Genomic DNA, 15952 nt, shown 5'->3' with positions numbered 1-15952 from the left:
CATATAAGTTTTGTAAATCCCAAGAAATATAGTGAGGAAAAGCAGGAAACAAAAAACAGGAATTCCGATTATTCATGAACTATGCATTGGAAAAAATTCGATTTTCCTTTTCAAAACAGGTTAAATATGGATTTGACCTACCACTTATTTGAAAAAAGCTTAGATTTGATTTGAAATAAACAAACAGGATTTTATGTCATTACTAACAGTTTTATCAATTTTCTTGGCTTCACACTTGCACCCTGTCCATATGTCGCTTACGTATGTGAGCTACAATGAGAAGACAAATGCAATTGAAATTTCCCACAAAATTTTCATCGATGACTTCGAGACAGCCTTGGCTAAATACCATGGGGGAAACCTTCATTTGACTACAAAAAAAGAAAATCCTGATACAGAGTCGATTATGACGAGTTATCTCAAAAAGCACTTTACCATAAAAATCAACAACAAGAAGAAGAAACCAGGATTTGTGGGAAAGGAATACGACATTGATGCAGTATGGATATACCAAGAAATAACCGATCTGAAAGACATCAAAAACTTGGAGATCACGAACAATGTTCTGCAAGAAATGTTTGAAGACCAGAAGAACCTAATTCATATCGACTACCTTGAGCACAAGAACAGCATGATGCTGGAAAAAGGCAAGGCAACCGAAGAACTTAATTTTTAAGTGGGTTACAACTATTTCACAAGACAGAAAGTCTTTTGTACATAAACTTGCAGCTATTTTTGGGTAAAAGAAGCTCTTTTGCTCCAGATCCAATTCGCTCATGAAAACTTGTTGAATTCATTTACCTCAACACCTTGTATGGATAAATACTTAAACATTAGAACTTTATACGTACTGTTATTTTTGTTAACCCTTTCAGTGCAAGTACAGGCTACGCACATTAGAGCGGGAGACCTTACGGCAGAATTGATATCCACTACCAACCCCCTCACATTTCGGTTTACCGTAATGCTTTACAGAGATACGGATGGTGTACCTGCACAGCCCGGTCTTTTTGAGTTTGGCCACAACTCGGCTACGCCTACTTGGGTTGAACCCGAATCGTTAGGGCTTACACAAGATGGAAAAACCGAAATATTACGGTACGTCATCACCCATACATTCCCCTCGGCAGGTACATACAAGGTCAGTTACTACGAGCAAAACAGGAACCCAGGCGTGAGAAACATGTTCTCGTCAGGAAATACGGCATTCTTTATAGAATCGGAATTCAGGGTCAGCCCATTTTTTGGGTTAAACTCCTCTCCGCGTTTGTTGTATCTCCCTGTTGACCAAGCCATAGTTGGGCAAAGGTACATCCACAACCCCGGTGCTTACGACCCCGATGGAGATAGCCTTTCTTATAGAATTACTGTATGTAAACTAGGCAAAGACGACGAAGATAATGCTTTAGAAGTAAACGAATACCGATTCCCTGATGACCCAGGTTTCAATGGAGTAAAAGAAGATGGTACAGGAGACGCTACTTTCACTATCAACCCAGTTACCGGAGATATAATTTGGGATGCTCCCGGAGAACCCGGGGAATACAATGTGGCCTTTTATGTAGACGAATGGAGAGGTGGCATATTGATAGGCACAGTAAACCGAGATATGCAAATAATAGTGGTGGATGGGGAAAACACCAGGCCACGGCTAATGATACCAAGGGATACCTGTGTGATTGCCGGCCAGACGCTAATAGATACTATAAAAGCAGAAGATTCTGAAAGTAATTTCATAGAACTGAGCGGAGAAGGAGGACTTTTTGAAAACAACATAGGTGGTATAGATGGAGGCCATGATAATAAAGCGACGTTCACTGTCAGAGGCTTGCAGCCACCTAATGGCTACGAAGAGGGTGTATTCGAATGGAATACCATATGTACAGATGTAAGGAAAGAGCCCTACCAAGCTACCTTCCGGGCTAGGGATGTTCCCACATCGGGCAATGAAAACGATGTCTCGCTAGTCGATCTGCAAACTTGGCTGATCAGGGTAGTTGGTCCTCCACCCGACTCTCTAGAAGCCGAGCCCGATCTCCTCAACAATTCTGTTGCGCTTAAGTGGGCAGATTATATCTGCGATAATGCAGATACAATGACTATTTGGAGAAGAAAAGGTTCTTTTGACTTCACCCCAGAACCATGTGAAACGGGTATTCCTGATTACACGGGTTATAGAAAAATAGGAGACGTTCCCATTGGGCAAACAGCTTTTATAGACAACAACAATGGACAAGGACTCGATAGAGGTGTGACTTATTGCTACCGTATTTATGCCACTTTCCCTGGCCCTGAAGGAGGGGAAAGCATAGCCTCTACCGAAGTATGTGTGTTCATTCCTCAACTTGCACCTTACCTTGTAGAGGTGAGCGTAGAAGAAACCGATAGGTCGAACGGAAGCATCGATTTAACATGGACGCATCCAATAGAATTGGATACGGTGAAATACCCGAGACCGCTCACCTACACCCTTACTAGAGCAGATGGGCTGAATGGCAGTGCGAATAGAACGGATGTTGGGGGGATTTTCAACGAGGACGATACAACCTATACCGATACAGGAATAGATACAGAAAGATTGCCTTATAATTATACGGTCAACCTTTTCTCACAAGGAGCTATCGTTGATACATCTAGCAGTGCATCGTCTATTGATTTGAGTATAAATCCGCGGCCGAACTCTTTGAACCTAGTATGGGAAGCTGATGTACCTTGGAGTAATGCTTCTAATAAATATCCATACCACTACATTTTCCGTGAAGATCCTTCAACGGGAGACATGGTATTAATTGATAGTGTAGATGTAACCCAAGCAGGACTCATGTACACCGATTCGGGGAAAATAGCGGGCTTCCCTTTGGTGGAGGACGAAGAATATTGTTATAAGGTAATGACCATGGGCACGTACGAAAACAGCATAATTAGAGAGCCTTTGCCCAATTACTCCCAAATAGCTTGTGCTGTTTTGAGAGATACCATAGCGCCTTGTCCACCTACGCTTTCAATAGATAGCCTTGACTGTACAGATGTCACTAATATTAAGGAAGATCAAAATGAAAGTTGTTTTGATTTAGACACTTTATTCTCAAACAGGCTTTCATGGCAACCTGACCTTTCTGGAGATTGCGATACAGATATTAGTTCTTACAATTTATATTATTCCCCACGACCCGATGGTGAGCTTGAACTAATAGCAAGTAATATTCTTGGCACAACCTATCTGCATGAAAACATTAGCTCGGTTGCGGGCTGCTATGCTGTAACCGCTCTTGACCCGAACGGCAACGAAAGTGACTTTAGTAATTTGGCTTGCAACGATAACTGTCCAGAATATGTCCTTCCAAACGTATTTACACCTAACGGAGACGGAGTGAACGATACGTTTGTTCCTTTCAAATGTGTGAATTTTGTAAAAGATGTAGAAATCAAAATATCTAACAGGTGGGGGCAAGAAGTATTTACCCAAAAAGGAGACATTTACATCAACTGGGACGGCACTGACCAAAGTGGTAAAAAAGTAGGCTCAGGAGTCTATTATTATGTGGCCATTATCAGGTTCGTTAGGCTTAACGAAGATGATGAGATAGAAGAACGGAAAGGATATATTCAAGTCACGACCAATGTTGGCGAATAGACTTCTTTTCTAAATCCATAAATATATTTTTCTTAAAAGGAAGGGAGTTCATTGCAACTCCCTCTTTTTATTTTTTACCCTAAGGGAACACCTTTCTGTATATTTGCTAGTGCTAAAAACAACCTAGCATCCTCTATTGTCAAACAGCAATTTGAATAAAAACATGAACAGAAACAAAGCTTTAGCATCACTCATAGCCGCATTGATTTTTACTATTTCCAATGCCTTTTCCCAACAAGATTTAGCAAAACTGAAAGAATACCAATCGCGTGGAGGCTTACCTTATTTTTCCTACAAAGTACAAAGTGGAAAGCCTATCAAGGTAGCATTTTTGGGAGGTAGCATAACCCTCGCCGAAGATGGCTGGAGAAGCAGAATGATGGAATGGCTTGAAAAAGAATGGCCCTTAAACTCATTTGAAGAAGTAAACGCATGTTTGGGAGGCACAGGCTCCGACTTGGCTGTTTTTAGGTTAGAACAAGATATTTTCCCTCACAAGCCAGATCTTATTTTTGTAGAGTTTGCCGTAAACGATGCTAAAAAATCGCCTGAGAAAATCAAAAAAGCAATGGAAGGCATCGTATTGAAATCATGGCAATTCAATATTGCCTCGGACTTTTGCTTTGTCTATACCGTAAATGAAGATATGATTGATACACTCCAAGCTGGAAACATGCAGCAATCTGCTTCTGCCATGGAGGAAGTCGCTGATTTCTATAACATTCCCTCTATCCACTTGGGCGTTTCTGTTCTTGAGAAAATGGATAAAGATGGTTGGACCTTTACCGGAGATAATGGCGACAAATCATTTACAAGGGACGGCCTGCACCCGCATGTGACCAGCGGCCATAAAGTATATTTTGAGACGATCAGTGAAATCGTGTTGAACCAAGTTGACAAGGACAAACTCAAGCCCCATAAAGTTAAAAAGACCATAAGCGAAGACAACTGGAGCAATGCAAGAATCCTTGCCAAAGAGGATTTGACCTTTAGCGAAGGCTGGCAATCTCTCACAGAGCTCAATCGCCCTTCAGTCACAACCAATGAAATCCTCCCAGAAGTAGTTATGAAATCGAAAAGCACAGGTGAGACCATTGATTTCAAGTTCACCGGATCGGTACTAGGTATTTACGACATAGTAGGGCCAAGTGCCGGAACAATTTCCATCAGCATAGACGGTGGCGAGCCACAAGAACTTACCCGGTTCGACCCTTGGTGCACCTACAACCGCCTCTCCTATTTACTTATAGAAGGCTTGGAAAAAAAGGAGCACACCGCCCAAATAAAAGTGCTCGATAAGGAATTGGACAAAGAAGCCATCTTGAAAGAGCGTGGAAACGAAATGGGCAACCCAGCTCTTTTCAAAGAAAATGCCTTGTCGCTTGTAGGAATTTTGGTGGCTGATTGAGTTTTGGGACAAGTACTTGGGCAAATGCAAGCGTATAAAACCCAGTATGGGTTTCATTATTGTAGTTTGGCAACCCAAAATAAAAAAACAACGCCGTAGGTGTTGCAGAATTTCAGCTAATAGCTAAGTTTCTGCAACCCTTCACTGGGTTGGTTTTCGTTTTAATTTCTATGACTACAATTGTGGAACCCTTAACAGGGTTCTTTTCTCAAAACATCTACAAGATTAGCCCCACTGATGCCTTTTGAATAAGCATTTAAAAATGCTCTGATTAACAAAAAAAAGGCTGCATTCCTCAGAGAAATACAGCCTTTTTTATATCAAATCCAATCCTACTTCACTTTCTCAGCCACCCATTTCCTAGCATTTACAAATGCCTCAATCCATGGGGAAACCTCGTCGTTTCTTTCGGCTGGATATTTTGCCCAGTTCCAAGGGAAGATTGTTCTTTCTAGGTGAGGCATCATAGCCAAGTGACGTCCGTCTTTGGAAGCCAAGGCTGCCGTTCCATAATCAGAACCATTCGGGTTGCCAGGATAATTGGCAAAGCTATATTTGCCAGCAATGTTGTATTCGCTTTCTGCCATAGGCATTTCAAACTTCCCTTCACCATGAGCTACCCAAATACCTAGCCTTGAGCCAGATAGGCTGCCTAACATCACCGAATCGTTTTGCTCAATGGTCATGTTCAAGAAAGAGGATTCGAACTTGCCAGATTCGTTGTGAAGCATCTTGGTTTTTTGCTCGTGCTCAGGGTTGATCAAGTCAAGCTCGATCATGAGCTGGCAACCGTTGCATACACCCAAGCTGAGCGTATCTTCGCGAGCGTAGAAATTATCCAACGCTTGCTTCGCTTTCTCGTTGTATAAGAAAGAACCTGCCCAGCCTTTTGCCGAACCGAGCACATCGGAATTGGAGAAGCCACCAACGAAAACGATGAAGTTGATGTCTTCCAAAGTTTCCCTTCCGCTTACCAAGTCGGTCATGTGCACATCTTTCACATCGAAGCCTGCAAGGTGCATCGAATACGCCATTTCCCTATCACCGTTCACTCCTTTCTCACGGATAATCGCCGCTTTAACTCCAGATTTATCTTTTCTGTTTTGAGAAATCCCGTAAGAATCGAAGCTTCCTGCAAAGTTCGCCGGGAAACTAAATTCCAACCCATTCTTCTTATAGTTTTGGAAACGCTCCAGCGCCAATTTTTCTCCACTTTGCTCTTTGTCGAGCAAGTATGAAGTTTTCATCCATACATCTCTCAAAGTAGGGATGTCAAATATTTTTGGTTCTACACCGTCATTTTCTATCAACGTCACTTGCGTACCTTCGGTCACTTTACCAATTTCATACGCATCAACTCCTGCCTTCTCAAAAGTATTGATCACCACATTAGGGTTTTCAACTTGGATAAGCACCCCTGGTTTTTCACTGAACAGCATGGGTACTAAATCATTTTCATTGAGCACCGAAAGATCAAGTTCAAGTCCGATATTGGTTTCGGCAAAAGTCATTTCCAACAAAGCAGTGATCATGCCACCCGCAGAAATATCATGCCCTGCCAATATTTTTCCTTCGCCTATCAAGCCCTGCAACGTATTGAAAGCCGCTTTGAAATAAGCTGGATTCGTCACCGTAGGAACTTTCGCCCCTACCCTGTTCACCACTTGGGCAAAGCTGCTGCCTCCTAGCTTGAATTCGTCTTGGGTAAAATCAACATACACCACAAAGCTTTTGGCCACAGGCTTCAAAACCGGCTTCACTACTTTTTTGATGTCACTAACCTCACCTGCGCCAGAGACAATCACCGTGCCCGGAGCATACACCACTTCGTCGTTGTATTTCTGGGTCATCGAAAGCGAATCTTTTCCTGTTGGAATATTGATACCCAATGCACAAGCAAAATCGCTCACTGCTTCAACGGCATCGTAGAGCCTCGCATCTTCGCCAGGGTTTTTACACGGCCACATCCAGTTGGCACTTAGCGAAACAGAGGAAAGTTTATCTTCCAAAGGAGCCCAAACTATGTTGGTCAACGCTTCGGCAATCGAGTTGATAGAACCCGCTTTAGGGTCTACCAAAGCGGCTACCGGTGCATGGCCTATAGAAGTCGCAATCCCTTTTACACCACGATAATCCATCGCCATCACGCCCAGATTATTTAGCGGAAGCTGCAAAGAACCCGCCGTTTGCTGTAAAGCTACACGACCCGTTACCGAGCGGTCAACTTTGTTGGTGAGCCAGTCTTTCGAACCGACAGCTTCCAATTGCAATACTGCTTCAAGGTATTCGTGAACACGGGTGTCATCATAAGTAATATGTTGGAATTTCTCGCCCAATGCCGTATCCTTCATGATGGTTTTGGGCGGGTTGCCCAGCATATCTTCAATCTTCAGCTCAATAGGGTTTTCGCCCGTAGCCTTGTCTTCAAACTTGAAAACATGATCGCCAGTAGTCTCTCCCACCACGTTCATTGGGCTACGCTCACGGTCGGCAATCTTTTGGAGCTTTTCAACATCCTTCTCTTTTATTACCAAGCCCATTCGCTCTTGTGACTCGTTTCCAACAATTTCTTTGGCAGAAAGGGTTGGATCACCTATTGGCAATTTTCTTAGGTCGATCGTGCCACCTGTTTCTTCCACTAGTTCCGAAAGGCAATTCAAATGCCCGCCAGCACCGTGGTCGTGAAGGGTTACGAACGTATTGTCATCGGACTCGGCGAAAGCCCTAATGGCATTGTAGACTCTTTTTTGCATTTCAGGATTCGAACGCTGTACCGCATTCAGCTCAATAGCGTTGGCAAATTCACCCGTTGCCACGGAAGAAACTGCGCCGCCGCCCATTCCAATGCGGTAGTTGTCTCCACCCATCACCACTATTTTATCACCCTTTTCAGGAACATTTTTCAAACTGTCTTTCTCTTTGCCCATGCCAACCCCACCTGCAAGCATAATCACTTTATCGAAACCAAATTTCTTGTTGTTTTCGAAGTGCTCGAAGGTAAGCACAGAACCACTGATCAGCGGCTGACCAAATTTGTTCCCAAAATCACTCGCCCCGTTCGAAGCCTTTATCAGGATTTCGATAGGTGTTTGGTACAACCAAGGGCGAGCTTCTGTTGCTTCTTCCCACTTCCTGTTTTCTTCTAGGCGAGAATAAGAGGTCATATAAACGGCAGTACCCGCCAAAGGAATACTACCAACCCCACCGGCCATCCTGTCTCTAATTTCTCCGCCTGCTCCGGTTGCCGCACCGTTGAAAGGCTCAACCGTGGTCGGAAAATTATGCGTTTCCGCTTTTATCGAGATAACAGAATCAATTTCTTTAGTTTCGAAAAAGGCGGGTTCGTCGTGGCGTTCAGGAGAAAACTGTTCTACCCTTGGTCCTTTCAAAAATGCTACATTGTCCTTGTAGGCCGAAACCAAGTTCTGAGGACTTACTTTCGATGTTTTTTTGATGAGTTGGAACAAAGAAGAAGGTTTTTCTTCTCCGTCAATAATAAACACTCCATTGAAAATCTTGTGGCGGCAGTGCTCCGAATTCACTTGTGAAAAACCAAATACTTCGCTATCGGTCAGTTTCCGTCCAATTTTCTCGCTCAAGGCTTCCAAGTAAGTAATTTCTTCGGCATTCAATGCCAAGCCTTCTTGCTGGTTATAGGCAGCAATGTCCTCTATGTAAATTACAGGATCGGGAGTTTTTTCTATGGTGAATACATCCTGTGCCAAACCTTTATACAAAGCCTTTAGCATTGGATCGAAAAAGGCTGCTTCGCTTTCTACTTCCTCAAATTCCTCTATTCGCACTATACCTTCTAAGCCCATGTTTTGGGTAATCTCCACCGCATTGGTACTCCAAGGCGTAATCATTTCCTTTCTTGGGCCTACGAAAAACCCTACAAGGTTATCGTAAAGCAATTGCTCGGCATCACCAAAAAGCCATTTGAGCTTTTCCAAATCGTTGGCTGCGAGATCTATACGAGATTCGAGTACAAAATACTTGTCTTGGGGGCTTTTAAAGAACAGAATCATGGGCGAATGAATAATCTTAACGAAAAATTTTCAAGCCGCAAAGTTATACATTTATGTGGGTTTAGGCTACTAACAAACAAGTTTTGCGCCCCCTTCCCAGATTTTTTTTGGCAATAGACCCACCTATCACTTTCCAGCATTATCCTTCAAGCCCACAACTTCAAAATAGGCTTTTTTGGGCTTAAAGTTTCGGTCGAAAAGCATAGGGTAATCCGTTCTTCCATTAATTGGAAAGCCATTTTTCCATGAGTTGCCATCGTGCAGTCCCCAAAAAGTCACCCTGCTTATCTTATCTTTGTGCTTGTCAAAAAGCTCGAAAATATCTTTGTACCGCTTTGCCAAGGCTACACTTACCGAATCGGGCATACCATTAGGGTACGGATTCATTTTTTCATTATTTTCAAACTTGATGCTTATATCCGCAGAAGGCATTCTCCAAGGGCTGGGCAACACGGAAATATCCAACTCCGTCACCATTACTTTTACACCTAGTTCCGAAAACTTGACAATGCTTTCTTCTATTTGCGCTAATGGCGGATAGTTCAACTCCCAATGCCCTTGCATACCTACAGCATCTACTCGCAAGCCTTTTTCTTTTAGCTTTTTGACCAAAGCAATCGCCCCATCCCTTTTGGCTGGTTCAGTCATGTTATAATCATTGTAATACAGCTCCGCATCAGGATCAACCTCATTGGCAAATTCAAAAGCTTTGGCAAGGTATTCCTCCCCAGCAATCTTCAAAAAATCAGATTCTCTAAGCGTTCCGTCATCATTCAGGGCTTCATTTACCACATCCCAACCATGGATTTTTCCCTTGTACCGCCCGGCCACAGTCTCGATATGCTCTTTCATCCGGTTTACAAGCGTAGCTTTGTCCACCAATACCGTATCTTCTGGAGCATCTGTCATCGTAAAAATCCCTTTGCCCATCTGGCTGTGCCACACAAGCGTATGCCCAATCAGATCGATGTTGTTCGCCTGGGTATATTCCACAATTTTATCTGCTCTTTCGAAGGTGTATTCACCCAATCTAGGGTGAACCCGCTCCCATTTCATGTCGTTTTCAGGAGTAATACTGTTGAACTCTCGCTTCAAAAGCGCATCCAATTGCGGATCGTCAAACACTTCTGGGTATAATGCCGCCCCTATCAAATAATCACTGGCAAAAACATCTTTCAATCCTTTATTATTTTGTTTTTGAGGTTCTTCATCCACTGGCTCTTGCTTTTGCGCACAGCTAAAAAACAGAAACATTAATGCGAGATAAAAGGCAAAAGGGTGTTTTTTTTTCATGATTTCGTTTTTTATAAATGACTCTTTAAGAATATACTTGATAATCCGAAATGAGATAGCTTTTGGGATTGATAAAGAAGAGGTTAGAAGATAGAAATTAGAGGCTAGAAAAAAATAATCCTTTCAAACTCCACTTTTTCTAACTTCTAGCCTCTAACTTCTTTTCAACTGAAATACTCACCAATAAACTAAACTTCCTAAAAGACTCAAGTTGATCGTTATAATTGATAAGCATCTACTGTCTGAATGGAGCCATCCGGGTTATGAACCAGCTCGACCATTTTCACACTTCTCAGATGAGTAACACCTTCCGAAAGGGAGCTATCGTGGTAAAACAAGTACCATTTTCCCTCAAACTGGGCAATGGAATGATGGTTTGTCCAGCCGATTACCGGGTTCAGGACAACCCCTTGGTAGGTAAATGGACCATATGGGCTATCGCCAATAGCGTAACAAATAAGGTGGGTATCTCCCGTGGAATAAGAGAAGTAATATTTTCCATTAAACTTGTGCACCCAAGGCGCTTCGAAATACCTTCTTTCATGATCCCCAGCCAAGAGTTCGTCTCCATTTTCATCTAAGATTTTCAATTCCACTGGTTCTTCTGCAAATTCCGTCATGTCCTCGTTCAGCTTTGCCATAATGGGCCCGAGAGCAGGCTGACCATCTTCGGGCTCTTCAAGGCTCTCACCGTATTTATTGTTTCGGTATTTCTGAAGTTGCCCGCCCCAAATCCCTCCAAAGTAGAGGTAATATTGATCGTCATCGCCCTGAAAGACAGCGGGGTCGATGGAATAACTTCCCTTAATAGCCTCTGGCTGCGGCACAAATGGACCTTCGGGCTTGTCCCCAACAGCCACACCAATTTGGAAAATTCCGTCTTTGCGTTTTGCTGGGAAATAGAGGTAATACTTGCCTTCTTTCTCGGCGGCATCGGGTGCCCACATTTGGCGCTCCGCCCAAAGCACATCTTTCACATCTAGTGCCACGCCATGGTCAACCGCTTCCGAGTCAGGAGTTTCCATCGAAAGTACGTGGTAATCCTGCATTCCGAAGTGGTCTCCGTTGTCATTGAAAGGAATGCCAGCATCAATGTCGTGAGAGGGGTAGATGTAAATTTTCCCACCAAACACATGCGCCGAAGGATCGGCAGTGTACATGTGCGAAACCAAAGGTTTTGAAATCTCTTTGGATTTCAATTCTTGAACTTTTTTAGTATCAATTATTTCAGACATAGTTTTTCGGTTTAATTTTCATTCCTACGGTCACTTAACTCTTTTTCAATTTTCACTTCCATCTGTTTGTTTAATTTATAGAAAAACAGCAGCGCACATGCAACAAAAAATGTGATGGAAGGATAAATACTGACAAGCATTTTAATCCCTGAAAGTGCGCTTTCCGACTGGGTATCGCTGTTTGGGATATATCCATACCAATTATTGATTTTCGGGATGAGCGAGCCTCCAACGGTTAGCCCAATTTTAAGCCCCATGAGCATTGCCGAGAAGATAATAGCAGTAGCCCTTCTGTTATTTTTCCACTCCGAATAATCGGCAACATCGGCAATCATCGCCCATAACAACGGAATAGTTATTCCATAAAAGAAGCCGTGCAGGATTTGGGAAATGAAAATTATAACTATAGAATAGGGTTCGTAGAAATAAAACAAGAGAATTGGGACGGTGGAAATGAATAGGAAAAGCTGAAAAACATCTCTTTTTCCATATTTATCCGCCAAGTTTTTTGAAAATGAAATCCCGACGATCATAAATATAATTCCACCTGCATTGAAAAGCGCAAAGCCCATAGAGGCAGGGGAGTCAAAGCTCAACCCCATGGACGAAAACAACTTATCTACCGGTACTAAAAATGCCGATAGGCTCTCTTGATCCACGTAGTTTTGGAAATAATACAGATAGCTTCCGCCCTTCATTGCCAGTGTGACAAATACCAAAATAGTCACCACTAGCATAATGACCCAAGGCTTGTTTTTTATCAGGTCTCCAAAGTCTTCTTTTAGGGTAGATTTCTGCTCTGGCTTGGGAATGATCCGCTCTTTGGTAGTGAGAAAAGTGATGATCAGCAGAACGGTTCCTGTGATGGCCAGAAAAGTATTTACCTTGGAAAACCCTTCGACCTTGTCCCCTCCCCCTACATATTCGATAAACGGGAACATGAACACTTGGACAATGAACTGCGCTACCATCACCGCAACAAACCGGTAAGACGATAAGCTGTTCCGCTCACTCATATCGCCCGTGATCACACCGCTGAGAGAAGAGTAAGGCAAATTGTTGGCCGCATACAAAAAAAGCAAAATAGAATAGGTGACTACAGCATAGATTATTTTGCCAGAAGCGTCCAGATCGGGCGTGGTGAACGTGAGCAAAGAAGCGATTCCAAGCGGAACAGCCGTCCACAATACCCATGGCCTAAATTTCCCCCATTTGGTATTTGTTCGATCGGCTAATACCCCAATTAATGGGTTAAAAACCAAAGCGGCTACCATTCCTACCCAAAATATAACTGAGGAAGCCGTATTTTGCTCCAAGCCAAATACATCTGTATAGAAAAAAGCCAGGTAAGTGATAAGAGTTTGAAAGATCAGGTTGGCAGAGAGGTCGCCAAGGCTGTAGCCAATTTTTTCTTTGGTTGAAAGTTTCTGTGTTTCGTTTTTCATATTTAAAGCAAATTAAAAAAAGCGAAATGCATTCTAATGCACCTCAATAAGTTGTTAGTGGAGAATTAAAAAAGGATTGCTTATTGTTATAGGATATATTAAAAAAAATTATACTACCTTAAAAACTTCTCCACTCACTTATATAGAGTTTGCCCAAACATATTTTTACCGATTTTTCTACTTATAGACCAAAATTAATTAGCCCCTACCTACTAAAATAGCTGCTCATGACGTAAGTATCGCCCAGCTACAATAGCTGAGAATTGTTTTTGATAAACCCAATTTTCAGCTTACATTCCCTATAATTGTAAACATATCACAATGCCAAGATTCCTAATCACACAACTGCTTTCGATAAAATCATGAAACCATCTGTACGAATTATTCACTACTTTATCGCTTTACTCATTCTCTCAAGTTGCGGAAGCGAAAAACCTGCTTATCTCAAAAATTTTGACGACATCAACAATAGAGTTTGGGTCGACAAAGACATCTACACTATACCTCTTGAAGACTGGCGAGTGAACAACGGCAGGCTGGAATGTACAGGCAGCATCAACAATATGAAAGCCGTGGTGCTCACCCAACTGCTCAACGGCACGGGAAACCTTGCAATTTCGGTTCAGATGGGCGCTTATGAAATGGGAGAAAAAGAAGGGACGGCTGGGTTAAGAATAGGCTTGCAAGACCAAACCGAAAACAACATCAAATCCCTTGTCTATTATGGAAAAGGGATAGACATCGGCGTCCATACCAGTGGATACCTATTTATAAACGAAGAAAAAGAACAGCTCCCAAACGGATTTTCCCTAGAAAACTTCAAGCTTGTAGTCGGGGCTGAAGAACTGGTGGACGGATACTTCCTCAAAGCGCAAGTAGAAGACAAAAAAGGGAACAAAGCCATTATTGAAACCGAAGTAAAAGAACTGAAGGGAGGGATTAGCATGGTGAATAATTTCCAGCGAAGAGGAAAAAGCTTGGGCATGCCCAAATTTTGGTTCGATGACCTCAGCCTAGCAGGCGCTATGTTAGAAAAACAAAAGGAAAACAGCTTTGGCCCTATACTTTGGAGCATGTACACGCTTAGCAAGGGCACTATGAAAATGACTGCCCAAATGCCCCCAATAGGAGCTGACGATGAGCAAAATGTAGAGCTTCAGCTAGAAAAAGAAGGGACATGGGAAACCGTAGCCACCGAGGGCATTTTGAAAGATGCTCGAATAGCGACTTTCAAACTGGAAAACTTTGACGATACCAAAGCTCATAAATACCGCTTGGTTTACAACGAAAAACGAAACAATGGGAAAATTGAACCTTACTTTTATGAAGGCGAAATCCAAGCTGACCCAAAAGACAAACCTTTGCTAATAGGAGGCCTTACCTGCCAAGAGTGGCAAGGCTACCCCTACCAACCGCTGGTTAACAATCTTGCCAAGAGCAATCCTGATCTTTTGTATTTCTCTGGCGACCAACTCTACGAAGGCAATGGCGGCTACCCTATCCGAAGAGAACCGGGTGAAAAAACCATCATCAATTACCTAGGGAAATGGAATATGTTCGGCTGGGCTTTTGGTGACCTGATGCGCAACCGCCCTACCATTTGCCTTCCCGATGACCACGAAGTGTACCAAGGAAACCTCTGGGGAGAAGGCGGCAAAAAAGTAACAGTAGAGCAATGGTACGACGGAAATCCCGATGACCGATCTGGCTATGTACAACCTGTAGATATGCTGAACGTGGTAGTAAAAACCAATGCAGCCCACCTACCCGATCCTTACGATGCTACACCAATGGACAACGACATAATGGTGTATTATTCTGACTTGGTTTATGGCAACGTAAGCTTTGGAATAGTGATGGACAGGGCCTTCAAGTCGGGACCAGAAAAAGTCTCTTGGTGGGAAGGGCGTTCCGATCATCTCAAAGAACCAATTGACAGCCCTTCACAGCTTGAAAAACCGGGCTTGAAATTATTGGGAGATAGGCAATTGGAATTTCTGGAACATTGGGTGAACGACTGGGAAGGGGCAAAAATGAAATGCCTGCTCACCCAAACCGTATTTGCCAGTTGTGCCACCCACCATGGACCTGATAAAATGTACCTCCACGGCGACCTTGACACAGGAGGCTGGCCCAAATCGGCAAGAGATAAAGCCGTTAAACTTATCAGAAAAGCACATGCCTTCCACATAGTGGGCGATCAGCACATCCCTGTATTGGTGCAATACGGCATAGACGACTACCAAGATGCCGGATGGGTATTTGTTACCCCAGCCATTTCGGTTGGTTACGAGCGTAGGTTCAAAGCAGATGAACTGGGCTGGGCAGTAAAAAACCGGCCCGAACACGGCTTGCCCAACACAGGAAACTACCTTGATGCCTTCCACAACAAAAACTACATCTACGCTATTTCAAACCCAACAGAAGACACAAAAGACCCGAACAGGTACCAAAAAGCACAAAAAAGAGCTTCTGGCTATGGACTCATCACCTTCGATACCGAAGCCCTTACTATTGATACCGATGCCATCCGCTTCTTAGCCGACTTGGACGGCAAACCTGAAGAAGCCCGTTACCCAGGCTGGCCAAAGAAATTTGACAACGAGGAAAACTACGGAAAAAAGGTAGCTGGTTGGCTGCCTACGCTTGAAATAAAAGGGACAGAAAGCCCGCTAGTAAAAGTGATAGACGACAATGGTGAGTTGGTATACGCCTACCGGGCAAACAGCAACACCTATGCGCCAAGAGTGTTCAAACTAGGAGCATATACCATCGAAGTTTCCGAACCAGAAAGCGGCAAAAGCCGAAAGTTTGAGCATATCAACAGCATGGTTCACAAAGACACCAAAATGCTTACTTGTGTGCTTTAACGGTTTTTGTAAATGAACATCGAAATGCCCTGCCCTATC

At 43.2% G+C, this 15952-nt stretch carries 8 protein-coding genes; 4 read left to right on the top strand and 4 right to left on the bottom strand.

Annotated features, from left to right (window positions below):
* Nucleotides 1–193: 193 nt before the first annotated feature.
* From R9C00_10945 to R9C00_10935, 3 genes are all read left to right on the top strand, one after another.
* The gene (locus tag R9C00_10945; GenBank protein ID WPO37967.1) at nucleotides 194–676 is read left to right on the top strand and encodes a DUF6702 family protein; all 483 of its coding nucleotides are present in this window, start codon (nucleotides 194–196) and stop codon (nucleotides 674–676) included.
* A 138-nt stretch (nucleotides 677–814) separates the two neighbouring features.
* On the top strand, nucleotides 815–3634 hold the full coding sequence (locus tag R9C00_10940) for a gliding motility-associated C-terminal domain-containing protein (protein WPO37966.1): 2820 nt from the start codon (nucleotides 815–817) through the stop codon (nucleotides 3632–3634).
* Between the two features lie 163 nt (nucleotides 3635–3797).
* Nucleotides 3798–5042: a hypothetical protein gene (locus R9C00_10935; GenBank protein WPO37965.1), complete on the top strand. Its 1245-nt coding sequence runs from the start codon at nucleotides 3798–3800 to the stop codon at nucleotides 5040–5042.
* 332 nt (nucleotides 5043–5374) lie between these two features.
* On the opposite strand, the gene purL is transcribed toward R9C00_10935, so the two are convergent.
* The 4 genes from purL to R9C00_10915 all read right to left on the bottom strand — a co-directional run bounded on the left by purL (nucleotide 5375) and on the right by R9C00_10915 (nucleotide 13043).
* Nucleotides 5375–9070, bottom strand: a complete 3696-nt coding sequence (gene purL, locus R9C00_10930) for a phosphoribosylformylglycinamidine synthase (protein ID WPO37964.1) — start codon at nucleotides 9068–9070, stop codon at nucleotides 5375–5377.
* Nucleotides 9071–9196: 126 nt separating this feature from the next.
* Nucleotides 9197–10363 (bottom strand): endo-1,4-beta-xylanase, encoded by a 1167-nt coding sequence (locus tag R9C00_10925; GenBank protein ID WPO37963.1) that lies wholly within the window; start codon nucleotides 10361–10363, stop codon nucleotides 9197–9199.
* A 218-nt stretch (nucleotides 10364–10581) separates the two neighbouring features.
* Nucleotides 10582–11598: a glycoside hydrolase family 43 protein gene (locus R9C00_10920; protein WPO37962.1), complete on the bottom strand. Its 1017-nt coding sequence runs from the start codon at nucleotides 11596–11598 to the stop codon at nucleotides 10582–10584.
* 11 nt (nucleotides 11599–11609) lie between these two features.
* Complete coding sequence (locus R9C00_10915; GenBank protein ID WPO37961.1) at nucleotides 11610–13043, bottom strand: MFS transporter; 1434 nt, start codon at nucleotides 13041–13043, stop codon at nucleotides 11610–11612.
* A 362-nt stretch (nucleotides 13044–13405) separates the two neighbouring features.
* Here R9C00_10915 and R9C00_10910 point away from each other — a divergent pair, with 362 nt between their 5' ends.
* Nucleotides 13406–15913 carry an alkaline phosphatase D family protein gene (locus tag R9C00_10910; protein WPO37960.1) on the top strand — a complete coding sequence of 836 codons (2508 nt, stop codon included), beginning with the start codon at nucleotides 13406–13408 and terminating at the stop codon, nucleotides 15911–15913.
* Nucleotides 15914–15952 lie beyond the last annotated feature (39 nt).

The organism is Flammeovirgaceae bacterium SG7u.111, from assembly GCA_034044135.1.
Taxonomy (GTDB): domain Bacteria; phylum Bacteroidota; class Bacteroidia; order Cytophagales; family Flammeovirgaceae.
Note: the sequence above shows the minus strand (reverse complement) of the source record. Positions and strands in the feature narration are given on the sequence as shown.

What these genes read in the sequence shown, in the direction of transcription:
- R9C00_10945 (WPO37967.1), top strand. Translation starts at nt 194, where the DNA reads ATGTCATTACTAACAGTTTTATCAATTTTCTTGGCTTCACACTTGCAC.
- R9C00_10940 (WPO37966.1), top strand. Translation starts at nt 815, where the DNA reads ATGGATAAATACTTAAACATTAGAACTTTATACGTACTGTTATTTTTG.
- R9C00_10935 (WPO37965.1), top strand. Translation starts at nt 3,798, where the DNA reads ATGAACAGAAACAAAGCTTTAGCATCACTCATAGCCGCATTGATTTTT.
- purL (WPO37964.1), bottom strand. Translation starts at nt 9,070, where the DNA reads ATGATTCTGTTCTTTAAAAGCCCCCAAGACAAGTATTTTGTACTCGAA.
- R9C00_10925 (WPO37963.1), bottom strand. Translation starts at nt 10,363, where the DNA reads ATGAAAAAAAAACACCCTTTTGCCTTTTATCTCGCATTAATGTTTCTG.
- R9C00_10920 (WPO37962.1), bottom strand. Translation starts at nt 11,598, where the DNA reads ATGTCTGAAATAATTGATACTAAAAAAGTTCAAGAATTGAAATCCAAA.
- R9C00_10915 (WPO37961.1), bottom strand. Translation starts at nt 13,043, where the DNA reads ATGAAAAACGAAACACAGAAACTTTCAACCAAAGAAAAAATTGGCTAC.
- R9C00_10910 (WPO37960.1), top strand. Translation starts at nt 13,406, where the DNA reads ATGAAACCATCTGTACGAATTATTCACTACTTTATCGCTTTACTCATT.